General features: G+C 71.2%; 20 protein-coding genes and 1 riboswitch. Of the genes, 16 read left to right on the top strand and 4 right to left on the bottom strand.

Annotation, left to right across the window (positions count from 1 at the left end; all coding sequences use genetic code 11):
• The first annotated feature begins 26 nt into the window (after window positions 1–26).
• Both mfd and ACFVT5_RS10060 read left to right on the top strand, forming a co-directional pair.
• Window positions 27–3,635: a transcription-repair coupling factor gene (mfd, locus tag ACFVT5_RS10065; RefSeq protein WP_389883786.1), complete on the top strand. Its 3,609-nt coding sequence runs from the start codon at window positions 27–29 to the stop codon at window positions 3,633–3,635.
• A gap of 74 nt (window positions 3,636–3,709) precedes the next feature.
• On the top strand, window positions 3,710–4,471 hold the full coding sequence (locus ACFVT5_RS10060; protein ID WP_389883783.1) for an HNH endonuclease family protein: 762 nt from the start codon (window positions 3,710–3,712) through the stop codon (window positions 4,469–4,471).
• A 122-nt stretch (window positions 4,472–4,593) separates the two neighbouring features.
• Here the strand turns inward: ACFVT5_RS10060 and ACFVT5_RS10055 are convergent, their stop codons facing one another.
• Together ACFVT5_RS10055 and ACFVT5_RS10050 are read right to left on the bottom strand one after the other, a co-directional pair.
• Complete coding sequence (locus tag ACFVT5_RS10055) at window positions 4,594–5,382, bottom strand: hypothetical protein (protein WP_389883780.1); 789 nt, start codon at window positions 5,380–5,382, stop codon at window positions 4,594–4,596.
• Window positions 5,383–5,580: 198 nt separating this feature from the next.
• Window positions 5,581–6,057: a hypothetical protein gene (locus ACFVT5_RS10050; RefSeq protein WP_389883777.1), complete on the bottom strand. Its 477-nt coding sequence runs from the start codon at window positions 6,055–6,057 to the stop codon at window positions 5,581–5,583.
• A gap of 218 nt (window positions 6,058–6,275) precedes the next feature.
• Here ACFVT5_RS10050 and ACFVT5_RS10045 point away from each other — a divergent pair, with 218 nt between their 5' ends.
• The 13 genes from ACFVT5_RS10045 to ACFVT5_RS09985 all read left to right on the top strand — a co-directional run bounded on the left by ACFVT5_RS10045 (window position 6,276) and on the right by ACFVT5_RS09985 (window position 20,392).
• Complete coding sequence (locus tag ACFVT5_RS10045) at window positions 6,276–8,510, top strand: N-6 DNA methylase (protein WP_389883774.1); 2,235 nt, start codon at window positions 6,276–6,278, stop codon at window positions 8,508–8,510.
• Window positions 8,511–8,775: 265 nt separating this feature from the next.
• Window positions 8,776–9,483, top strand: a complete 708-nt coding sequence (locus ACFVT5_RS10040; RefSeq protein ID WP_389883772.1) for a hypothetical protein — start codon at window positions 8,776–8,778, stop codon at window positions 9,481–9,483.
• A gap of 29 nt (window positions 9,484–9,512) precedes the next feature.
• Window positions 9,513–11,024 (top strand): protein kinase, encoded by a 1,512-nt coding sequence (locus ACFVT5_RS10035; protein ID WP_389885211.1) that lies wholly within the window; start codon window positions 9,513–9,515, stop codon window positions 11,022–11,024.
• Window positions 11,025–11,212: 188 nt separating this feature from the next.
• Window positions 11,213–11,872 carry a SurA N-terminal domain-containing protein gene (locus ACFVT5_RS10030; protein ID WP_389883770.1) on the top strand — a complete coding sequence of 220 codons (660 nt, stop codon included), beginning with the start codon at window positions 11,213–11,215 and terminating at the stop codon, window positions 11,870–11,872.
• A gap of 159 nt (window positions 11,873–12,031) precedes the next feature.
• Window positions 12,032–13,012 (top strand): nucleoside triphosphate pyrophosphohydrolase, encoded by a 981-nt coding sequence (locus tag ACFVT5_RS10025; protein WP_389883767.1) that lies wholly within the window; start codon window positions 12,032–12,034, stop codon window positions 13,010–13,012.
• Complete coding sequence (locus ACFVT5_RS10020; RefSeq protein WP_389883765.1) at window positions 13,009–14,277, top strand: cytochrome P450; 1,269 nt, start codon at window positions 13,009–13,011, stop codon at window positions 14,275–14,277. Before ACFVT5_RS10025 ends, ACFVT5_RS10020 begins: the two co-directional genes overlap by 4 nt.
• A gap of 175 nt (window positions 14,278–14,452) precedes the next feature.
• Complete coding sequence (locus ACFVT5_RS10015) at window positions 14,453–15,421, top strand: transglycosylase family protein (protein WP_389883762.1); 969 nt, start codon at window positions 14,453–14,455, stop codon at window positions 15,419–15,421.
• Window positions 15,422–15,585: 164 nt separating this feature from the next.
• Window positions 15,586–15,788: riboswitch (cyclic di-AMP (ydaO/yuaA leader) on the top strand.
• Window positions 15,789–15,791: 3 nt separating this feature from the next.
• On the top strand, window positions 15,792–16,502 hold the full coding sequence (locus tag ACFVT5_RS10010; protein WP_389883759.1) for a transglycosylase family protein: 711 nt from the start codon (window positions 15,792–15,794) through the stop codon (window positions 16,500–16,502).
• A 294-nt stretch (window positions 16,503–16,796) separates the two neighbouring features.
• The gene (gene eno / locus ACFVT5_RS10005; RefSeq protein WP_389883756.1) at window positions 16,797–18,077 is read left to right on the top strand and encodes a phosphopyruvate hydratase; all 1,281 of its coding nucleotides are present in this window, start codon (window positions 16,797–16,799) and stop codon (window positions 18,075–18,077) included.
• A 134-nt stretch (window positions 18,078–18,211) separates the two neighbouring features.
• The gene (locus ACFVT5_RS10000) at window positions 18,212–18,688 is read left to right on the top strand and encodes a septum formation initiator family protein (RefSeq protein ID WP_389885208.1); all 477 of its coding nucleotides are present in this window, start codon (window positions 18,212–18,214) and stop codon (window positions 18,686–18,688) included.
• 47 nt (window positions 18,689–18,735) lie between these two features.
• Complete coding sequence (locus ACFVT5_RS09995; RefSeq protein WP_389883753.1) at window positions 18,736–19,284, top strand: DUF501 domain-containing protein; 549 nt, start codon at window positions 18,736–18,738, stop codon at window positions 19,282–19,284.
• Window positions 19,281–20,222 carry an exopolyphosphatase gene (locus ACFVT5_RS09990; RefSeq protein WP_389883750.1) on the top strand — a complete coding sequence of 314 codons (942 nt, stop codon included), beginning with the start codon at window positions 19,281–19,283 and terminating at the stop codon, window positions 20,220–20,222. The genes ACFVT5_RS09995 and ACFVT5_RS09990 overlap by 4 nt, the downstream gene beginning before the upstream one ends.
• Window positions 20,219–20,392, top strand: a complete 174-nt coding sequence (locus tag ACFVT5_RS09985; protein ID WP_389883747.1) for a hypothetical protein — start codon at window positions 20,219–20,221, stop codon at window positions 20,390–20,392. Before ACFVT5_RS09990 ends, ACFVT5_RS09985 begins: the two co-directional genes overlap by 4 nt.
• 18 nt (window positions 20,393–20,410) lie before the next feature.
• Here the strand turns inward: ACFVT5_RS09985 and ACFVT5_RS09980 are convergent, their stop codons facing one another.
• Together ACFVT5_RS09980 and ACFVT5_RS09975 are read right to left on the bottom strand one after the other, a co-directional pair.
• Window positions 20,411–20,680, bottom strand: a complete 270-nt coding sequence (locus ACFVT5_RS09980) for a type II toxin-antitoxin system RelE/ParE family toxin (RefSeq protein ID WP_389883744.1) — start codon at window positions 20,678–20,680, stop codon at window positions 20,411–20,413.
• Window positions 20,677–20,958 carry a type II toxin-antitoxin system Phd/YefM family antitoxin gene (locus tag ACFVT5_RS09975; RefSeq protein WP_389883741.1) on the bottom strand — a complete coding sequence of 94 codons (282 nt, stop codon included), beginning with the start codon at window positions 20,956–20,958 and terminating at the stop codon, window positions 20,677–20,679. Before ACFVT5_RS09975 ends, ACFVT5_RS09980 begins: the two co-directional genes overlap by 4 nt.
• 444 nt (window positions 20,959–21,402) lie before the next feature.
• Between ACFVT5_RS09975 and ACFVT5_RS09970 the strand changes: the two genes are divergently transcribed.
• Window positions 21,403–22,836: an NAD(P)/FAD-dependent oxidoreductase gene (locus tag ACFVT5_RS09970; protein WP_389883739.1), complete on the top strand. Its 1,434-nt coding sequence runs from the start codon at window positions 21,403–21,405 to the stop codon at window positions 22,834–22,836.
• Window positions 22,837–22,947 lie beyond the last annotated feature (111 nt).

Below are 22,947 nucleotides of genomic sequence, written 5' to 3'. Positions count from 1 at the left end.
CCACCGAGCCGGGATGGAACCCCTTCATGAGCCTGCACGGCCTGCTCGACGCCGTCCGCGAGGACCCCGCACTCACCGAAGCGGTGCGGGCGGCCCAGGACGGCAACCGTATGCACGTCGACCTGGTGGGCCCCCCGGCCGCCCGTCCCTTCACGGTGGCCGCCCTCGCCCGCGAGGCACACCGCCCGGTACTCGCCGTCACGGCGACCGGCCGTGAGGCCGAGGACCTGGCGGCGGCCCTGCGCTCGCTGCTGCCCCCGGACGGGGTGGTGGAGTACCCGTCGTGGGAGACGCTGCCGCACGAGCGGCTGTCGCCGCGTTCGGACACGGTGGGCCGCCGGCTCGCGGTGCTGCGCAGGCTCGCGCACCCCCGCGCCGACGACCCGGAGACGGGCCCGGTGTCGGTGGTGGTCGCCCCGATCAGGTCGGTGCTCCAGCCGCAGGTCAAGGGCCTCGGGGACCTGGAACCTGTAGCGCTGCGGACGGGACAGCAGGCCGACCTGAACGAGATCGTGGACGCCCTCGCGGCAGCCGCGTACGCCCGGGTCGAGCTGGTCGAGAAGCGCGGTGAGTTCGCGGTCCGCGGCGGCATCCTCGATGTGTTCCCGCCGACCGAGGAGCACCCCCTGAGGGTGGAGTTCTGGGGCGACGACGTCGAGGAGATCCGGTACTTCAAGGTCGCCGACCAGCGGTCCCTGGAGGTCGCGGAGCACGGACTGTGGGCGGCGCCGTGCCGGGAGCTGCTGCTGACCGACGAGGTGCGCGGGCGGGCGGCGGCGCTGGCCGAGGCCCACCCGGAGCTGGGCGAACTCCTCGGCAAGATCGCCGAGGGCATCGCCGTGGAGGGCATGGAGTCGCTGGCCCCGGTCCTGGTGGACGACATGGAGCTGCTGCTCGACGTGCTGCCGGTGGGCAGCATGGCGGTGGTGTGCGACCCGGAGCGGGTGCGGACCCGGGCGGCGGACCTGGTGGCGACGAGCCAGGAGTTCCTTCAGGCGTCCTGGGCGGCGACGGCGGGCGGCGGCGAGGCCCCCATCGATGTCGGCGCCGCGTCGCTTTGGTCGATCGCGGACGTCCGGGAGCGGGCGCGCGAGCTGGGGATGATGTGGTGGTCGGTGTCGCCGTTCGCGGCCGGTGAGGCGGACGCCGACCTGGGCACCGGCGGGGCGGGCGCCGACCCCGTGGAGATCGCCCTGGCCCGCGCCGACGGGGACACCCTGAAGCTCGGCATGCACGCACCGGAGTCCTACCGGGGCGACACCGCGAAGGCGCTCGCCGACACCAAGGGCTGGCTCGCCGACAGCTGGCGTGTCGTCTTCGTCACCGAGGGCCACGGCCCCGCGGCCCGTACGGTCGAGGTGCTCGGCGGCGAGGGCATCGCGGCCCGCCTGGTCGCGCGGGACGGCGAGCGGGGCGACCTCGCCGAGCTGACGCCGTCGGTGGTGCAGGTGGCGTGCGGCTCCGTCGAGTACGGGTTCGTGGACCCGGCGCTGCGGCTCGCGGTCCTCACCGAGACCGATCTGACCGGGCAGCGCACGGCGGGCAAGGACGGCCGGCGGATGCCCGCGCGGCGCCGCAAGACCATCGACCCGCTGACGCTGGAGACCGGCGACTACATCGTCCATGAGCAGCACGGCGTGGGCAGGTACATCGAGATGGTGCAGCGCACGGTGCAGGGCGCGACGCGCGAGTACCTGGTCGTGGAGTACGCGCCCGCCAAGCGCGGCCAGCCCGGTGACCGGCTGTACATCCCGACGGATCAGCTGGAGCAGATCACCAAGTACGTCGGTGGTGAGGCGCCCACGATGCACCGGCTCGGCGGCGCCGACTGGACGAAGACGAAGGCCCGCGCGAAGAAGGCCGTCAAGGAGATCGCGGCGGACCTGATCCGGCTCTACAGCGCGCGGATGGCGGCGCCCGGACACGCCTTCGGACCGGACACGCCGTGGCAGCGCGAGCTGGAGGACGCGTTCCCGTACGCGGAGACGCCCGATCAGCTCACGACGATCGCCGAGGTCAAGGAGGACATGGAGAAGACGGTTCCGATGGACCGGCTGATCTGCGGCGACGTCGGGTACGGCAAGACGGAGATCGCGGTGCGCGCCGCGTTCAAGGCGGTGCAGGACGGCAAGCAGGTCGCCGTACTCGTACCGACGACGCTGCTGGTGCAGCAGCACTTCGGGACGTTCGGCGAGCGGTACGCGCAGTTCCCGGTGAATGTGCGGGCGCTGAGCCGGTTCCAGACGGACACCGACGCGAAGGCGACCCTGGAGGGCCTGCGCGAGGGCTCCGTCGACATCGTCATCGGCACCCACCGGCTGTTCTCGTCGGAGACCAAGTTCAAGGATCTGGGCCTGGTCGTCGTGGACGAGGAACAGCGGTTCGGCGTCGAGCACAAGGAGCAGCTGAAGAAGCTCCGCGCCAATGTGGACGTACTGACGATGTCCGCGACGCCGATTCCCCGGACGCTCGAAATGGCCGTCACCGGTATCCGTGAGATGTCGACGATCACGACGCCGCCGGAGGAGCGGCACCCGGTGCTGACGTTCGTCGGGCCCTACGAGGAACGGCAGATCGGCGCGGCCATCCGCCGTGAACTGCTGCGCGAGGGCCAGGTCTTCTACATCCACAACCGGGTCGAGTCGATCGACCGGGCCGCCGCGCGGCTGCGCGAGATCGTGCCCGAGGCGCGGATCGCGACCGCGCACGGCCAGATGTCGGAACAGTCCCTGGAACAGGTCGTCGTGGACTTCTGGGAGAAGAAGTTCGACGTCCTGGTCTCCACGACGATCGTCGAGTCGGGCATCGACATCTCCAACGCCAACACCCTCATCGTCGAGCGCGGCGACAACTTCGGCCTCTCCCAGCTCCACCAGCTGCGCGGACGCGTCGGCCGGGGCCGCGACCGGGGATACGCGTACTTCCTGTACCCGCCGGAGAAGCCGCTGACGGAGACCGCCCACGAACGCCTGGCGACGATCGCGCAGCACACCGAGATGGGCGCCGGCATGTATGTCGCGATGAAGGACCTGGAGATCCGCGGCGCGGGCAATCTGCTCGGCGGCGAACAGTCCGGGCACATCGCGGGCGTCGGCTTCGACCTGTACGTACGGATGGTCGGCGAGGCCGTCGCGGACTACCGGGCGTCTCTGGACGGCGGCGTGGAGGAAGAGCCGCCGCTGGAGGTCAAGATCGAGCTGCCCGTCGACGCGCATGTCCCGCACGACTACGCGCCGGGCGAGCGGCTGCGCCTCCAGGCGTACCGCTCCATCGCGTCGGCCACCACCGAGGACGACATCCGCTCGGTCCGTGAGGAACTCACCGACCGGTACGGCAAGCTGCCCGAGCCCGTCGAGAATCTGCTGCTCGTCGCCGCGCTGCGGATGCTGGGGCGCGCCTGCGGGGTCGGCGAGATCGTTCTCCAGGGCGCCAACATCCGCTTCGCGCCGGTGGAGTTGAGGGAGTCGCAGGAGCTGCGTCTGAAGCGGCTCTACCCGGGTTCCGTCATCAAGCCGACCACGCATCAGATCCTGGTCCCGCGCCCCAAGACGGCGAAGGTCGGCGGCAAGCCGCTGACGGGACGTGAACTGCTGGCATGGACGGGGGAGTTCCTGACTACGATCCTGGGGTCGTAGTCAGTGCCCCGCCGTACGACCGAAAGGTGTCCGGCGGGGTGACACAGGGATCGTAGGGAAACGGGGGGAGCGCGATGACGCTTGAGGTCGTCGGTGCGCACATACGGGGACGGACGCGCAGGGTCGCGGGGACGGCGGCGACGGCCCTGACGGTCGCGCTGCTCACCGGGGCCGCGAGCTGCTCGGTGTCGGTCGGCAATGGTTCATCGGCGCCCGGGGCCGAGGGCGAGGCGGGCTCCGCGCTCGCCGCCGTGGACGAGCTGACGGTCAAGGGCCGCGCGCCGAAGACCGGCTTCGACCGGGCCCGGTTCGGCAGCGCGTGGGCGGACACCGACTCCAACGGCTGCCCCACCCGTGACGACATACTCAAACGGGACCTGGACGGGGTGAAGTTCTCCGACGGCGACTGCACGGTCGTCTCCGGGACGCTGACCAAGGACCCGTACACGGGCAAAGAAGTGACGTTCCGGCGGGGCGCCAGCAAGATCGACATCGATCACGTCGTGGCGCTCTCGGACGCCTGGCAGAAGGGCGCCCAGAAGTGGGACGCGAGCAAGCGCATAGCCCTCGCCAACGACCCGCTGAATCTGCTGGCCGTGGACGCGGGCCCCAACCGCAGCAAAGGCGACGGCGACACGGCGACCTGGCTGCCGCCGAACAAGGCGTACCGCTGTGACTACGTGGCCCACCAGGTCGCCGTGAAGAAGAAGTACGAGCTGTGGGTGACGACCGCCGAGCGGGACGCTATGCGGAAGGTCCTGTCGGGCTGCCCTGACCGTGCGCTGCCGAAGGGCGGCAATCCGACGCAGGCGCCGTCCCGGTTCAAGGCGCGGTGACGAGGGCGCCCCGATGAGGCCGGCGACCTGATGACGACGGCGCCCCGGACGCCGTAGGGCATCCGGGGCACTGTCGTCATGCGGGTGGTGCGGTCGTACGGGTCGTAGGTGGGTGGTGCGGGTCAGCCCAGCTTGTCGATGTCGACGACGTCCTTGTCGGCGGGCGCCTTCGCCGGCACCGGCTTGTCGTAGTCGGTGAAGGTGATGGTCTCGCCCTTCTTCCCGGCGGCGTTCTCGACCTTCAGCAGATACGGCTTGCCCTCGGTGGCGACGTAGATGGTGTAGCGGTCCTTGCCCTCGCTCTCGGAGAGCGAGAAGGCGGGCGCGCCGTCGACGGTCGTCTCCTCACCCTTGCGGGCGGCCGAGTGGATGTCGTCGAACTCCTTCAGCACGGTGTCCAGATCGCAGAAGTCGGCCATGTCCTTGGCGTCCTCGCTGGTCGCGCTCATCTTGACCCAGCGGTCGGCGAGCATGTCCACCACGGCGTCGGTCTCGTCCTTGGGCTGCCCCTTGCCCTGGGCGCGCAGGAACTCCTCGTCGTACTTCATGTAGACGGTGTCGCTGTTCTTGATCAGCTCGACCGTGCCCTCGCCGTTCATGCCCATGGTCCCCGCGCACTGGCCCTTGCGGTCGAGGGCCATGTCGAGCGAGATGGTGCCGCCGCCGTCGTCGGGGACGTCGCCCTTGATGGTGAGCGAGGTGGCGGCCCGGGTGGCCTTCACGGCCTTGTCGACGATCTCCTGCCCCGACAGATCGGCGAACGCCGCCTTCTTCGTGGGGCTGGGCGTCGAGCTGGTGGACGTGGACTTCTTGGACGAGTCGGATCCGTCCTTGGTCCCGGTGCCGCACGCGGTCAGCGCGGTGGCGGTGACGGCGGTGAGGCAGAGGGCGGCGATGGTGGAGCGGCGCATGGGAGTTCCCCCCAGGGAGTGCGGTGGTGAGTGTGGGGTGTGGGGTGGGGTGACGCGGTGTCCGGTGGCGGGCCCGGGGTTACGGGGCCGGTCGGCGGGGGCCGAATCGGCGGGGGCGGGGCGGGCGACGGCCGGGAAGGTGTGCTCGCCGTGGCTCAGAAGGTGCCGTGGCTCAGGTGGTTCAGAAGGTGCCGTGGCTCAGAAGTTGCCGTTGCCGAGCATCTCGCCGTCGGCGTCGTACACGGTGACCAGGCCGTTCTTGCTGGTCTTCCAGTCGGCGAACGAGGAGGCGATGAGCTGCGAGGGAGCCTGGCCCTTGCCCATGATTCCGCCGGTGTAGTCGGTGTAGATGTCGACGCTGTCGAGGATGTCGTTCTGCTCCTCGGCGCCCTGGATCTTGGTGATGTGACCGGCGGCCTCCTTCTCCTTGGCCGTACCGTTCTTGTTGACGAAGTCCTTGAACTGGTCGGCCTGGGACCCCTTCTTCTCGCCCTTGTCGGCGGCGTCCTCGGCCTTCTTGTCGTCCTTCTTGTCCTTCGCCTGGCCGTCGGAGCCCGAGGTCACGGAGGAGGACTTGTCGTCCTTGGCACTGTCGTCGGCGGCGCTGCACGACACCGCGCCGATGATCGTGATCCCGACAACGGCGCCGAGCGCGAGCTTCGACTTCATCCCCATGGCTGTGTCCCCTCCCGAGTGGCGACCGCCGTTTTCGGCGGCCGTTCGTTCGCTGGGTCAATAAGAACAGATGCTGTGAACCGAGTCAACACGGTTCACGGTGAATCGGCGATTCACGCCGTGAAGAGGCCGGTCTTGCCTTGCTGGGTATGCTCATCGCCACAACAGCAGCCCTGGCCCGAGCAGGCAGGCCACGGCAGTCGCGAGGGGAGCGGTGCGTGCAGGACAACGCCACGGAGGTGACCGCCGCCGGGATCGCGCGGCTCGCGGGGGTCGGGCGTGCCGCCGTCAGCAACTGGCGACGCCGGCACACCGACTTCCCGCGCCCCGTGGGCGGCACCGAGACCAGCCCCTCCTTCGCCCTCACCGAGGTCGAGGACTGGCTGCGCAGGCAGGGGAAACTCGCCGAGGTGCCGCTGCGCGAGCGGATCTGGCAGCAGCTCGCCGGACACCCCGCGGGACCCGTCACCGCCCTGGTGCACGCGGGCTGTGTGCTGCTCCTGGTCCGGGACCGGCCGACCGACTGGCTGGAGATGGCCGCCGTGTCCGACGCGCGCGTGGCGGAACTGCTCCCGCCGGCGCTGGCGAAGGTACTCGCGGCCCGCTTCGGTTCACAGCAGGCTGTGAACACCCCGCCCCCCGCGGCCCAGGGTTCGGCCTCCCCGCTCCCCGGCACCCTCGCCCTCGCCGTCCCCTCCGCCGCCGAACTCGCCCCCTCCGTCCCCCTGCTGCGCGGAGTCGCCGAGCTGGCGGCCGAGCTGGGCACCCGTCACACGTACGAGTTCCTGCTCGGGCGCCACCTTGACGCCAACCCGCGCCAGTACACGCTCACCCCGGCCGGCCCCGCCGAGCTGATGGCGGAGCTGGCCGGTGACGCCCGTACCGTGCTCGACCCCGCCTCCGGCACCGGAGCGCTGCTGCGGGCCGTCCGCGCGCCCGCCGCCGTGTACGCGCAGGACGCGGCGCCCGAACTCGCCGCGCTGACCGCCCTGCGGCTCGCCCTGCACACCGACGCCGAGGTGCACGCGCGCGTGGGCGACACCTTGCGCGCCGACGCGTACCCGAAACTCGCCGTGGACGCCGTCCTGTGCCACCCGCCGTTCAACGAACGCAACTGGGGCCATGACGAACTCGCCTACGACACACGCTGGGAGTACGGGTTCCCCGCCCGTACCGAATCGGAGCTGGCCTGGGTCCAGCACGCGCTCGCCCATCTGCGGGACGGCGGCACCGCCGTCGTACTGATGCCGCCGGCCGCCGCGTCCCGCCGCTCGGGGCGCCGGATCCGCGCCGATCTGCTGCGCCGGGGCGCCCTGCGGGCCGTGATCGCGCTGCCCGCGGGCTCGGCACCCCCGTACAACATCCCGCTGCACCTGTGGGTACTGCGCCGCCCCGCGCCCGGCGCGCACCCCGCGCAGCCCGAACTGCTCCTCGTGGACACCGCCGAGAGCGACACCGAGGCACGCGCCCGCGCCGACTGGCAGGCCGTGCGCACCGCCGTCCTGAACGCCTGGCGGCCCTTCGAGCAGGGCGACGCGGCGGCCGAGGTGCCGGGCCTGAGCCGGTCGGTGCCGGTCATCGAACTCCTCGACGACGACGTGGACCTGGCGCCCGCCCGGCATCTGCCGCCGCCCGCCGCCGGGGGCGGCGCCGAGGAACTGGCCACCGTCCGCGCCCGCCTCGGCGACACCCTGCGGCTGACCAGCGACCTCACCCCGGCGCCCCCGCCCGTCCCGGCCGAAGCACCCCGCGCCGCGTACTGGCCGACCACCACCGTCGGCGAACTCGCCCGCGCGGGCGCGCTGGTGCTGCGCACATCGACCAGCGCGGGCATCGGCCACGCGCGCGGTGCTTCCGGCGGCTCCACAGGCAGCGGTACGGGTGGTTCCGGCGACCCCACACGCGGCGGTACGGGAGGTTCCGTCGGCCCCGCGGAAAGCGGTACGGGTGCTTCCGGCGCCGACATCGCGCGCGTGCCCGTGCTCACCGATCACGACGTCCTCGCCGGAGCCGCGCCGTCCGGAGCGCTGCCGGAGGGCGACGCGGGCGAGGACACCGTGCTGACGGAACGCGGCGACGTCGTCGTGCCCGTACTCGGCGGCGGCGCCGTCGCGCGCGTGATCGACGAGACCACCGAGGGCGCCGCGCTCGGCCGCAACCTCACCCTGCTGCGGCCCGACCCGGCCGCGCTCGACCCGTGGTTCCTCGCCGGATTCCTCCGCGGCACCGCCAACAACCGCCAGGCCAGCAGCTACGCGTCCACCGCGACCCGGCTCGACGTCCGCCGGCTCCAGCTGCCGAGGGTCCCGCTTGACCAGCAGGCGCGGTACGGCGAACGGTTCCGTACGCTCGCCGCGTTCGAGGACGCGCTGCGGCTCGCCGGGCGCCTCGGCGAACAGCTCGTACGCGGTATGCACGACGGCCTCACGGACGGCACGGTCACGCCCGACTGAGCCCTCGACCGAATCCCCGACCGTGCCCCCGCCCAAGCCCTCGACCGCCCCCGCCGGGCACCGTCACCGGACCCGGCCAAACGGACCCGTGGCCTCCGGGAACTGCGGGGAACGGGCGGGCGTGATCAGTACGGCAACGGTTCGGTACCACCCGGGACCGCATGTCCGAGTCGGCCTATACGCTCGGACTCCGCACCGCACGTCCGACCACGAACAGGTGCCCCGTCGCGCGACCTCGGGGCACCCGACACCTTACGGAGCAGCCATGCACGGCCACGGCCTCGCGCCGCCGCAGCGCCGCCCCTCGACCGCGCTGCTGGTGGTCCTGCGGGTGATCTTCGTGGCGCTCGCGCTGGGGAGCATCGGCTTCCTGGCCTGGGGCACGATGCTGCGGATCGCGATCGTGACCCGCAAGCGGCGGGACTGGGTCCTGTTCTTCGCCTCGCTCGCGGCGCTCGTCGCCGCCTTCGGGCTCCTCGTCGCGGACGGCACCGACGACCTCAGCACCTGGCGCGGCGACGCCGGTATGGGCCTCCTGCTGCTTTCGGCGTTCGGCGGCGCGGTCTACTTCCTGTACTCGGACTTCCACCACTTCCGGGTGCCCCCGCTGCCGTACGGAGTAGTCCCGCTGCCGCCCGTGCCGGGCCCGATATCGCCGACGGCGGGGTACGGCTACCCGCAGCAGCTCGGCACCCCGCCCCCGGTCGCCGTTCCGCCACCCCTCCAGCAGCAGATCCGGCAGTCCGGCGGGCAGCCGGTGCCCGGTACGCCCCCGCCCTTCGCGGCGCCGCACTTCGCCACGCCCCCGCCCATGACCCCGGCGCCCGTCCCGCAGCCCCCACCGCAAGCGCAGCCGCAGCGGCCCGCGCCCGCGCGGATCGACCAGGTCCGCGCGGAGCTGGACGAGTTGAGCGACTATCTGCGCAACCAGGACCGTGACCAGAGCGGCGGCGGGCAGGAGGGCGGCCGGTGACCGCGCGCGTCGTCGCCGAGCGGTACGCCCTGTCCTCGCTCATCGGCCAGGGCGGCATGGGCCAGGTCTGGACGGCCTACGACCAGCGGCTCGACCGCCGCGTCGCGGTCAAGCTGCTGCGCCCCGACAAGGTCGCGGGCCCCGACAGCCAGGACGCCGACGAACTGCGCCGCCGCTTCGTGCGCGAGTGCAGGGTCACCGCCCAGGTCGACCACCCCGGCCTGGTCACCGTGCACGACGCGGGCAGCGACGTCGAAGAGCTGTATCTCGTCATGCAGTTCGTGGACGGCGCCGACCTCTCCGACCATCTCGCCGAACACGACCCGTACCCGTGGCAGTGGGGTGTCGCCGTCGCCGCGCAGCTGTGTGCCGTGCTCTCCGCGGTGCACGCCGTCCCGATCGTGCACCGCGACCTCAAACCGCGGAACGTGATGGTGAAGCAGGACGGCACCGTCACCGTCCTCGACCTCGGTGTCGCCTCCGTCATGGACACCGACACCACCCGCCTCACGCACACCGGATCCCCCATCGGCAGCCCCGCGTACATGGCGCCCGAGCAGGCCATGGGCGGCGCGGTCGGCCCGTACACCGATCTGTACGCGCTCGGGGTGCTGCTGCACGAACTGCTCAGCGGGGACGTGCCGTTCGCCGGGTCCACCGCGCTTGGCGTCCTGCACCGCCATCTCTACGAGCCGCCGCTGCCCGTGCGCCGGCTGCGGCCCGAGGTCCCCGACGCCCTCGAATCGCTGGTCCTGCGGCTCCTCGCCAAGGACCCGCAGCACCGCCCGGCCAGCGCCCAGGAGGTGTACGAGGAGCTGTTGCCGCTGCTCCCCGCGCGCGGCACACCCACCCGCGGCCCGCTCGACCCCACGCGCCCGTTCCTGCGCCCGCACGCCCCCTGGCCCGACCGCGCGGTCACGCCCGCGCCGCGCCCCGAGGCGGCGGTCGCCCCGCCCGCCGGGCGCCCCGACGTCGCCGCCGCCGTGGACGAGGTCAAGCGGCTGCTCGGCGAGGGCCGCATCACGCAGGCCGTCGACATCCTCGGCGCGATCCTCCCGGCCGCCGCCACCCAGCACGGCGAGCACTCGCCGGTCGTCCGCACCCTGCGCAAGCAGTACGCGGCCACGCTGATGGACGACGGCCAGTACCGGCGCGCCCTGCCCGAGCTGCGCCGCCTCGCCGACGAGCGGGCCGCCGAGTCAGGGCCGGCCGACCCGCAGTCGCTGCGCTTCCGGTACGACGCGGCGCAGTGCCTCGAACAGCTCGGCGAACCGGCCGCCGCGCTCACCGAGTACCGGGCGCTGCTGCCGTACTACGAGAACCGGTACGCGGAGAATCCGTACACCGCCGCCGACCCCGATCTGCCGCTCGACATCCGGCGCCGGATCGGCCATCTGCTGCTCGCCCTCGGTGACCGGGCCGCCGCGCACGACACGCTGGTGCGGCTGCTGCACGACGCCGAGCGACTGCACGGACCGAGCCATCCGCTGCCCGCGGAGGTCCAGCGGACACTGCACTGGCTGGGGCAGGTACGGGGGTAGGTGTGCGGTCCGGTACGGGATGCTGTGGGGGGCTGTGTCGGGCGTGCCCCGGATCGTCCCGCCTCGTTGGTGGGGTCAGTGTCGAAACTGTGCTGCCGAATCAGTGGCCGAGATCGCGGCCACTGCCTACCATCGATCACCGCAAGACTTTGTGCACCGACGCACAATCTCGCCGCCGGGAGGCTCCTTTGCACCGCCGCCGTCGCACCGCAGTCACCGTCTCCGCCGTCGCGCTGATCGCGGGGGCCCCACTGCTGACCGCCTGCGGCGGCGACGCGCATCCGGGCGCGGCGGCCGTCGTCGGCGGGCAGCGCATCACGGTCGCGCAGTTGGAGAGCCGCGTGGACGAGGTGCGGACCGCGCAGCGAAACGTCACGGCGAACCAGGAGCAGTACGACCAGGTGGTCGCCAAGTCCGGCGGGCTGACCCGGTCCACGCTGCACACGATGGTCCTCGACCAGGTGCTGGACCGCGCCGCCAAGGACGCAGGCGTCAGCGTCTCGCGCAAGGAGATCCAGGCGGTGCGCGGCAACCTGGAGAAGCAGGCGGGCGGCCTCAAGGCCCTGCAAACGGCCTGGTTGCAGCAGTACAACGTGCCGCCGTCGCGACTGGACGACAACCTGCGCACCGAGGTCGAGGCCCAGAAGCTCGCCCAGGCGCTCGGCATCGACATGAACACCACCGAGGGCCAGGCGGTCTTCTGGAACGCCCTGAGCAAGGCGTCCAAGCAACTCTCGATCGACCTGAACCCCCGCTACGGAGCGTGGGACGTCAAGAAGAGCGGCCGGGTGGACACGAAGACGCCATGGCTCCACGAGGTGACTGCGTCGCAGCCGACACAAGCGTGACGCCGGGGGCGCCCTGACCGGTTCCCCGGTCCGGGTGGGCTTGGCACCGCCGGTATGCCACGCGGTGGCTTGGCGCCGCCGCGGCGGATGTGAAGGGCGGGCCCTTCACACAACCCACCCGCAGGGGTCGTCCGTGGTGGTGGGTTGTACGTTCGAGCTGTGAATGTATCTGGTGCTGTTGGTCCCGGTGGGCGGGTTGTTCTGTTGACCACCAGTCATCGGGTTGCCCCCGGGCTGCTCTCCTGGGACGCCTGGCAGGTGTTGCACGGTGCCGATCAGGTGCTGTGTCGGGATCCCGGGCATCCTCAGCTTCCGTACCTTCGCGAGGCGGGCGTCACCGTCGACCTGGTCTCGCCGTCCGCGCAGGACCTCGCCGACATCGGCCCCCGGACCGTCGTCGTCCTGGCCGGTGCCGACGGTGAGTCCCGGCTCACCGATGGACTCGCCCGGCTCGCCGGTTCGGGGCGGGTCGCGATGCCCGATCTGGAGCTGCTGCCCGCCTCGTACGACCTGCCGGGCGCCCGGCTCCTCGACCTGGTCCAGGTCATGGACCGGATCCGCACCGAGTGCCCCTGGTCCTCGCGGCAGACGCACGAGGGCCTGGCGAAGTACGGGATCGAGGAGGCGTACGAACTGGTCGAGGCCATCGAGGACGGCGACCGCGACGAACTGCGCGAGGAACTGGGGGACGTCCTGCTCCAGGTCGTCTTCCACGCGCGGATCGCCGAGGAGGGCGGCCCGGACGAGGGCGACGAGCCCTTTTCCATCGACGACGTCGCCGCCGGTATCGTCGCCAAGCTGATCCACCGCCACCCGCACGTCTTCGGCGACGCCACCGCCGAGACCCCCGAGGACGTCAAGGAACACTGGCTGCGCACCAAGGCCGAGGAGAAGCAGCGCGACTCGGTGACCGACGGGGTGCCGCTGGGACAGCCAGGGCTCGCACTCGCCGCGAAGCTGGCGTCCCGCGTCCGTACCGCGGGCCTGGAGGTACCGGCGCCGGCCGGTGAGGGCATCGGGTACGACCTGCTCGCCATGGCGGTCCGCGCGGAGGCGGACGGCGTCGACCCCGAGGCCGCGCTGCGGGCCGCCGCCCGTGCCTACCGCGACGCGATCCGCGCCGCCGAGATCCCCCGGTGACCGACGCCGCACCGGAACTCTTCAGCTGGGAGTTCGCCACCGACCCGTACCCGGCGTACGCCTGGCTCAGGGAACACTCGCCCGTGCACCGCACCCGACTGCCCAGCGGAGTCGACGCGTGGCTCGTCACGCGGTACGCGGACGCCAGACAGGCGCTCGCGGACCAGCGGCTGTCGAAGAATCCCGTGCACCACGCCGAGGACGCCCCGGGCAAGAGCAGGACCGGCATCCCCGGTGAGCGCAGCGCCAATCTCATGACGCATCTGCTCAACATCGACCCGCCGGACCACACCCGGCTGCGGCGCCTGGTGTCGAAGGCGTTCACGCCGCGCCGGGTCGCCGAGTTCGCGCCCCGGGTACGGGAGTTGACGGATCAGCTGATCGACGGCTTCGCGGAGCGGGGCAGCGCCGACCTCATCCACGAGTTCGCCTTCCCGCTCCCCATCTACGCCATCTGCGATCTGCTCGGCGTCCCCCGCGAGGACCAGGACGACTTCCGCGACTGGGCGGGCATGATGATCCGTCACGGCGGCGGCCCGCGCGGCGGTGTCGCCCGGTCCGTGAAGAAGATGCGCGGCTATCTCGCCGACCTCATCCACCGCAAGCGGGAAGACCTGGGCGAGCAGGGCGACGACGACCTCATCTCCGGGCTCATCCGCGCCTCGGACCACGGCGAGCACCTCACCGAGGACGAGGCGGCGGCCCTGTGTTTCGTGCTGCTCTTCGCCGGTTTCGAAACGACGATCAACCTGATCGGCAACGGGGTCCATGCCCTGCTGCGCAACCCCCCGCAGAGGGCGCTGCTCCAGGAAAGCCTCGCGCACGGTGACACGGGACTCCTGGAGACCGGGATCGAGGAACTCCTGCGCTACGACGGGGCGGTGGAACTCGCCACCTGGCGGTACGCCACGCAGAGCCTGCGGATCGGGGGACAGGAGATTCCGCAGGGCGATCCCGTCCTGGTCGTCCTCGCGGCGGCCGACCGCGACCCCGAGCGCTTCGACGCACCGGACACCCTCGACCTCGCCCGCCGCGACAACCCGCACCTCGGATACGGGCACGGCATCCACTACTGTGTCGGCGCCCCGCTGGCCCGTCTGGAGGGCCGTACCGCCCTCGCGACCCTGCTGCGCCGCCTGCCCGATCTGCAACTCGCCGTGGAACCGGCCGACCTGAGATGGCGTGGGGGACTCATCATGCGCGGATTGCGTACCTTGCCCGTACATTTCACGCCCCGCGCGCCGGAACCCCCAGTGATCCCGTGAACCCACAGTGATCCCCGTGAACCCACCGTGAACTGACGATCCGTCACGTCTGTGACTTTCATGTGATCTGCGCTGCATCGACTTGTGACCAGCGTTCGAATCCGGCTACGTTCACGTCGACTCGGCGGTCCCCATGTGCCGCAGTCGGCCCAGTTGTCCCACGAAAGGCCACCGCATGCTCTCCGGGAACGGTCGTCACCGTCGCCCCCGCCAGGCGCCTGCCCTGGTCGTCGCGGCCGGAGTGACAGGCTCCGCCCTCGCCATCCCGCTGCTCGGCGCGACCGGCGCGCACGCCGCCGACGGCGCCGCCTGGGACCGGCTCGCGGAGTGCGAGAGCGGCGGCTCCTGGAGCGCCGATCACGGTAACGGGTACTACGGAGGATTCCAGTTCGCGCAGGAGACCTGGGAGGACTTCGGCGGTCTCGATTACGCGCCCCGCGCGGACCTGGCCAGCCGCTCCCAGCAGATCGCGGTCGCCGAGCGCGTCCTCGCGGTGCAGGGTCCGGACGCCTGGGTGAGCTGCGCCCCGATCGCCGGGCTCACCAAGGGCGGTGCGAAGGCGGACGTCGACCCGGGTGCGGCTCCCTCGGGGGCGCCGGGCAAGAGTTCCGGTTCGGCGAACGGCACCACGAAGCCGGGCAACTCGTCAGATGCGAAGAAATCGCCGGTTCCCTCCACCTCGCCCGATTCGTCCCCCACGTCCGACGGCTCCACTCCTTCCAAGGGGAAGAACCAGGACTCCACCGGCAAGACGGACAAGTCGACCGACCCCACCACCAACCCCACCAAGTTGGATGAAAACGCGGCCAGTTCCGGCAGTGGCGCGTCCGGCGACTCCTCGGCCACCGGCCGCCATCGCGGCGACGAGGCCGACGAGGGCACCGAGGACGCTGCCGCATCCCGCGCCGACGACTCCGCCGGCCGGCACGCCTCACGCGGCGAGGGTGAGCGCGGCGCGGCGGACGGCACCTACACCGTGCGGCCCGGCGACAGCCTCTGGGGCATCGCCGACAGCCATGACCTCAAGGGTGGATGGTCCGCTCTCTACGCCGGCAACAAGTCGACCGTCGGCACCGACCCGGACCTGATCCTGCCAGGCCAGAGCCTTGAACTTCTTCCCGAATCGGACACCGCACAGCGGTAGTTCGGGCCTAATGTCCGATTTGGCGAGAGTGAGAGATGGGTCTCACCGGCCTCGATCGGCTTTGAAAAAGGGCCGTTCGCATGTCTACCGTCAGGATCGCTCGCCACAGCGGGCACCGAGGGCCGTCACGCCGAATCCTGCCGACGGCCGTTCGGGAACAGTCGTCGCGTCAAGCGCCGTAGGCAGGAGCGGGGGACCCAAGGTAAGTGCCGGGCGAGGCCGCCGGCGGAGTCGCAGCAGCACCGCGACTCCGTGAGAGCGACCGCCGACCGGCTAGGGGTGAAGTCGTGCGCCAGGGGCGCACGGCCGGGCAACTCACACGGCCCGAACCCGACAGCTCACCTCGCAGGCGTCGGTGAGGGGATCTCTCATGCTGTTTTCCGGCAAGGGCAAGCACCGTCGCCCGACCACTCTCGACCGCACCACCCGTGCCGTCACGCTCGCCGGTGTCGCCGGCGCGGCCGTCGCCGCCCCGCTGATCGCGTCCGGCACCGCCTCCGCCGCCACGGCCTCCGAGTGGGACGCCGTCGCCCAGTGCGAGTCCGGCGGCAACTGGTCCATCAACACCGGCAACGGCTACTACGGCGGCGTCCAGTTCTCGGCCTCCACCTGGGCCGCGTACGGCGGCACCGCCTACGCGTCGACCGCCAACCTGGCGTCCAAGGCCCAGCAGATCGAGATAGCCGAGAAGGTACTCGCCGGACAGGGCAAGGGTGCCTGGCCGACCTGTGGCGTGGGCCTCTCCAACACCTCGTACAACGGCGGTTCGGGCAGCACGCAGCCCGCCCAGCCGGCAAAGCCCGCCCAGCCGTCGCAGGAGCAGAGCGCCCCGGCGCAGAGCCAGAGCGACCGCGCGTCCCGCTCGCAGGAGCGCACCGCCCCGAAGACCGTCGAGACCCCGACCGGCAAGACGGTCAAGAAGGGCAACGGCGAGTACAAGGTGAAGAAGGGCGACACGCTCAGCGGCATCGCCCAGGCGCACGGCGTCAAGGGCGGCTGGCAGGCGCTGTTCAAGGCGAACGACGACATCATCGACGACGCCGACCTGATCTACCCGGGCCAGCAGCTCCACCTGAGCTGACCCGAGACCGTACGGACCTCAAGGTCACACAGACCCGAGGTTCCGAGGTCCCTCACCGAAACCGCCCTCTCTCCCAGGGCCGCCCCGTTCCGGCGCGTGTACCCCCGTACGCGCCGGGGCGGGGCTCCGGTTTGTTTCGTTCAGAAACAATTTGCTCTCGGTTCTGTCCAGGAGGTGGGCGGCGGACTGGCCGATGCCCCCGGGCCCGTTAGGCTCATGTCCGCGAGGCCACGCGGCCCCGTGTACCCGCGTCACATCGTGTACCCGCGTCACATCCCATAAAAGGAGATGCTCGTGCCGTCCATCGACGTCGTCGTAGCCCGGGAAATCCTGGACTCCCGAGGCAATCCCACGGTCGAGGTCGAGGTCGGCCTCGACGACCTCAGCACGGGTCGTGCCGCCGTCCCCTCCGGTGCGTCGACCGGAGCGTTCGAGGCCCTGGAGCTTCGCGACGGAGACGCCAACCGCTACGGCGGCAAGGGTGTCGAGAAGGCCGTACTCGCCGTCATCGAGCAGATCGGCCCGGAGCTGGTCGGGTACGACGCCACCGAGCAGCGCCTCATCGACCAGGCGATGCTCGACCTGGACGCCACGCCGGACAAGTCCTCGCTCGGCGCCAACGCCATCCTCGGTGTCTCGCTCGCCGTCGCGCACGCCGCCGCCGAGGCGTCCGACCTGCCGCTCTTCCGCTACCTGGGCGGCCCCAACGCGCACCTGCTGCCGGTGCCGATGATGAACATCCTGAACGGCGGCTCGCACGCCGACTCCAATGTGGACATCCAGGAGTTCATGATCGCGCCGATCGGCGCGGAGTCCTTCTCGGAGGCGCTGCGCTGGGGCACCGAGGTCTACCACACCCTCAAGAAGGTGCTGAAGACCAAGGGCCTGGCCACCGGACTCGGCGACGAGGGCGGCTTCGCGCCGAACCTCGGCTCCAACCGTGAGGCGCTCGACCTCATCCTGGAAGCGATCAAGGAGGCCGGTTACGTACCCGGCCAGCAGATCGCCCTCGCGCTCGACGTCGCCGCCTCCGAGTTCTACAAGGAGGGCAAGTACCTCTTCGAGGGCAAGGAGCGCTCCGCCGCCGAGATGACGGAGTACTACGAGGAGCTGGTCGCGGCCTACCCGCTCATCTCCATCGAGGACCCGCTGTTCGAGGACGACTGGGCCGGCTGGCACGTCATCACCGAGAAGCTCGGCGACAAGGTGCAGCTCGTCGGCGACGACCTGTTCGTCACCAACCCGGAGCGCCTCGCCCGTGGCATCGAGGAGAACTCCGCGAACGCCTTGCTGGTCAAGGTCAACCAGATCGGTTCGCTGACCGAGACCCTGGACGCCGTCGAACTGGCCCAGCGCAGCGGCTTCAAGTGCATGATGTCGCACCGCTCCGGCGAGACCGAGGACGTCACCATCGCCGACCTCGCCGTCGCCACCAACTGCGGCCAGATCAAGACCGGCGCCCCGGCCCGCTCCGAGCGCGTCGCCAAGTACAACCAGCTCCTGCGCATCGAGGAGATCCTCGACGACGCGGCCGTGTACGCGGGCCGCAGCGCCTTCCCGCGCTACAAGGGCTGACCAAGGGCTGATCAGGGGCCGGCCCTCCTCCGGGCGCTGCTTCCCCGGTTGCTCACCCCGGCCTCCGTACGTCCCCGCACCCGGTCCCGTACCGTGTGCGGGGACGTACGTACATGACGGGGAGGCGGGACACGATGGCCGTCAAGGACCGGGACCGGTTCTCCACCGCGACCAGGCTGCGGCTGCTCGGTGAGCAGACCGCCGCGCGCGTGTACCGCTCCCAGACCAAGCGGCAGGCCCGCCGCTCCCGGCTCACCGGCCGGGCCGCGCTGCTCGCCCTGGTCCTGTGCTCCCTCGTGGTCGCGCTCGCGTACCCGATGCGGCAGTACGTGTCCCAGCGCGCCGAGATCGCCGATGTGCGGCGGCAGAAGGAGCAGGCCCGTGAGCGCGTCGAGCAGTTGCGCGACGCCAAGGCCCGCTGGCAGGACGACGCCTACGCCGAGCACCGCATCCGTGAGCGGCTGCATTATGTGATGCCCGGCGAGACCGGTTACACGGTGGTCGACCCGAGCGCCGCGGGACAGAAGCGCACCGACCGGGCCGCGGCCGACCGCCCCTGGTACACGAACGTCTGGGAGGGCGTCGACAAGGCGGACCGAACCCGCCGCTGACCGTCCGTCCCGCACTCCGAACCGATGGAAAGATCAAGACTTCAGGCATGGAAACGCCCCCGCCGACCACTCCGCGTACCGAGCCGACCGACGCCGATGTCGCGGCGTTCAGGGAACAGCTCGGCCGACCTCCGCGCGGGCTGCGGGCCATCGCGCACCGCTGCCCCTGCGGACAGCCGGACGTCGTGGAGACCGCGCCCCGGCTGCCCGACGGCACGCCCTTCCCGACGCTGTACTACCTGACCTGCCCGCGCGCCGCGTCCGCGATCGGCACGCTTGAGGCGGGCGGTGTCATGAAGGAGATGACGCAGCGCCTTGCCACCGATCCGGAGCTGGCCGCCGCGTACCGGGCGGCGCACGAGGACTACATCCGGCGCCGCGACACCATCGAGGAACTCACCGGGTTCCCCAGCGCCGGTGGAATGCCGGACCGGGTGAAATGCCTGCACGTCCTGGTCGCGCACTCGCTGGCCGCCGGGCCCGGGGTCAACCCGCTCGGTGACGAGGCCCTGGCGATGCTCCCCGAGTGGTGGGCGAAGGGCCCCTGCGTGACGGTCGAGGCCGGCGCGTGCGCGGCCGGGGAGAGCGGCCGGTGACCCGGGTCGCCGCCATCGACTGCGGTACGAACTCCATCCGGCTGCTCGTCGCCGACGCGGACCCCGTGACCGGTGAACTCACCGATCTGGACCGGCGGATGCGGATCGTCCGGCTCGGCCAGGGCGTCGACCGCACCGGACGGCTCGCCCCCGAGGCGCTGGAACGGACCTTCGCGGCCTGCCGTGAGTACGCGGACCTCATCAAGCAACACGGTGCGCGGCGGGTCCGCTTCGTCGCCACCTCCGCCTCGCGCGACGCCGAGAACCGCGATGTGTTCACGCGCGGCGTCCTCGACACGCTGGGGGTGGAGCCCGAGGTGATCTCGGGGGACCAGGAGGCCGCGTTCTCCTTCCACGGCGCGACCCGGGAACTGACCGGCCGCCAGGACCTGGCGACGCCCTATCTCGTCGTGGACATCGGCGGCGGCTCCACCGAGTTCGTGGTCGGCGACGGCGAGGTACGCGCCGCGCGGTCCGTCGACATCGGCTGCGTACGGATGACCGAGCGGCACCTCGTGCACGACGGTGTCGCGTCCGACCCGCCGACCGACGCCGAGATCGACGCCATACGCGCGGACGTCGAAGCGGCGCTCGACCTCGCCGAACGCAGGGTCCCGCTGCGCGAGGCCCACACCCTGGTCGGCCTGGCGGGCTCGGTCACCACGATCGCGGCCATCGCCCTGGACCTCACCGCGTACGACTCGACGGCGATCCACCACGCCCGTATCCCGTTCGCCAAGGTCCGCGAGATCACCACCCGCCTGCTCACCTCGACCCACGACGAACGCACGACGATCCCGGTCCTGCACCCTGGCCGGGTCGACGTCATCGCGGCAGGCGCCCTGATCCTCCAGTCCCTCATGGAACGCGTGAACGCCCAGGAGGTCGTGGTCAGCGAACACGACATCTTGGACGGCATCGCGTGGTCGATCACGTGACGGGGCCGGAGGAGGACCGGGACGCGACGCCCGTACTCGACCGGCTCGCGGCGGAAGGCCAAGTCAGGGCCGCGGCGCACCCTGGCCACCGGCCGCGGATGCGAGTCGGTGACGGCAGCGACCGGCTGGGCGACGCGCTGACCGCACTGCGCGCGGAAGAGCCCTGGTGAGCGTCCGCGCCGGCGGGATCAGAGGTTGCGGTACACCTCACGACGGTCGCCGATCTTGACGACCAGGACCAGGAGTTCGCCGTCATCGACCTGGTAGGCGATGCGGTAGGGGCCGACCCGGAGACGGTAGAGCCCGGACGGTCCGCTGAGCTTCTTGATGTCGGCGTCCTCCCGGTACGGGTCGTCGCCGAGCGCGGTCAGCGCCGTCAGGACGCGCATGGCCGCCGGGCGGTCGATGGCCCGCAGTTGGCGCTGCGCCGCCGTGGTGAAGCGGAACGCGTACTTCACGCCGCGCCCTCGGCGTGGTCCTCGCGCTCGGTGAACAGGTCCGCCAGCAACTCGGCCATCGTCACCGTCGGGCCACCGTCGGCCAGAACCGCCTCGGCCTCACGCGCCAGCAGTTCGTCGGCTGCTTCCTCCAGCGCGTCGAAGTCCGCAATGGGCACCAGGGCGGCCACCGGCTCCCCATTGCGCGTGATGACGGTCGCGGTGCCCTGCTCGGCACGGTTGATGTGGTCCGCGAGGTGCGCGCGGGCTTCGCGGACGGTCACGGGGTTCTCTGCCATACGGGCAGTGTACGCGCCCTTGTGTACACGCGTCAGGGGTCGCCTGAGCAGGCCCCCCGTCGTCCGAGCGGGCCTTTCGGGGGGTTCCTCGATCGGGCGGGGGTGCGTCGGCGGGAAAGTTCGTGAAGTTCTTCACAAGGAATTCGGTCCTCTTGGGCGAGGTTCCGTGGGGAAGGGTTCCTCGCCGGGGTTTCGCGGGGGGTTCCGGGGTGTGCGCGGGGGGTTCCGGGAGTGTTACGCCGGGGTGAATCAGGGGGTGGTCCACCCACCTGAATGACCCGGACGAGCAGCTCACAGGGGTGGTGCAACGTCCCGTTGACCGCTGTGGTTCCCGCCGTGAGACATGAACTGTGTCACCTGGGTCGCGCAGGGTAGCACAGGCCCGGAATGTGCTTGTGAAGGGGCGCACGAACGACCCCCCTGAGGCAGTGGATACTCGTTGCCATGAGCACCACGGAGCGTCCCAGGATCCTCGTAGTAGGCGGTGGGTACGTAGGTCTTTACGCGGCGCGTCGCATTCTGAAGAAGATGCGGTACGGCGAGGCGACCGTCACGGTCGTCGACCCGCGCTCGTACATGACGTACCAGCCCTTCCTCCCCGAAGCCGCCGCCGGCAGCATCTCGCCCCGGCATGTCGTCGTCCCGCTGCGACGCGTGCTGCCCAAGGCGGAGGTGCTCACCGGCCGGGTCACCACCATCGACCAGGACCGCAAGGTCGCCACCGTCGCGCCGCTCGTCGGCGAGGCGTACGAGCTGCCCTTCGACTACCTGATCGTCGCCCTCGGCGCCGTCTCGCGTACCTTCCCGATCCCCGGCCTCGCCGAGCAGGGCATCGGCATGAAGGGCATCGAGGAGGCCATCGGCCTGCGCAACCACGTGCTGGAGCAGCTCGACAAGGCCGACTCGACCACCGACGAGGACGTCCGGCGCCGCGCGCTCACCTTCGTCTTCGTCGGCGGCGGCTTCGCCGGCGCGGAGACCATCGGCGAGGTCGAGGACATGGCCCGGGACGCGGCCAAGTACTACAACAACGTGTCGCGCGAGGACATGCGCTTCGTCCTCGTGGACGCCGCGGACAAGATCCTCCCCGAGGTCGGCCCCAAGCTCGGCCAGTACGGCCGCGAGCACCTGGAGGGCCGCGGGGTCGAGGTCTACCTCTCCACCTCGCTCGACTCCTGCGTCGACGGCCATGTGGTGCTCAAGAACGGCCTGGAGGTCGACTCCAACACCATCGTGTGGACCGCCGGTGTGAAGCCGAACCCGGTCCTCGCCCGCTACGGCCTCCCGCTGGGCCCCCGCGGTCACGTCGACACCCGCACCACGCTCCAGGTGCAGGGCTCCGACTACATCTGGGCCGCCGGCGACAACGCCCAGGTGCCGGACCTCATCGGCCGCAAGGCGGGCAACCCGAACGCCTGGTGCCCGCCCAACGCCCAGCACGCGCTGCGTCAGGCGAAGACCCTCGGCGACAACGTCATCTCCGGCCTGCGGGGCTTCCCGCAGCGGGAGTACAGCCACGCCAACAAGGGTGCGGTCGCCGGGCTCGGCCTGCACAAGGGCGTCGCGATGATCGTCATGGGCAAGATGAAGATCAAGCTCAAGGGCCGGCTCGCGTGGTACATGCACCGCGGGTACCACGGTCTGGCGATGCCGACCTGGAACCGCAAGATCCGGGTGTTCGCGGACTGGACCCTCGCGATGTTCCTCAAGCGTGAGGTGGTCTCGCTCGGCGCGATGGAGACCCCGCGCGAGGAGTTCTACGAGGCCGCCCGGCCGACACCCGTACCGGTGGCCGCCGGTGCCGCGCCCGAGCAGGCCGCCGCCAAGGCCCCCGCCAGGACCGAGGAGAAGGCCAAGGCTCAGGCTCAGGCGTCCTGACCTCCGGTACCCCGTCACACCGAAGGGGCCGTCCGCCATCCGTGGTGCGGACGGCCCCTTCGGCGTTCCCGGGCGGCCCAATGTATGGCTCCTGCACGTATTTTGCGGAGT

This window comes from Streptomyces sp. NPDC058001 (genome assembly GCF_042886315.1).
In the GTDB taxonomy this organism is placed as follows: domain Bacteria; phylum Actinomycetota; class Actinomycetes; order Streptomycetales; family Streptomycetaceae; genus Streptomyces.
Note: the sequence above shows the minus strand (reverse complement) of the source record. Positions and strands in the feature narration are given on the sequence as shown.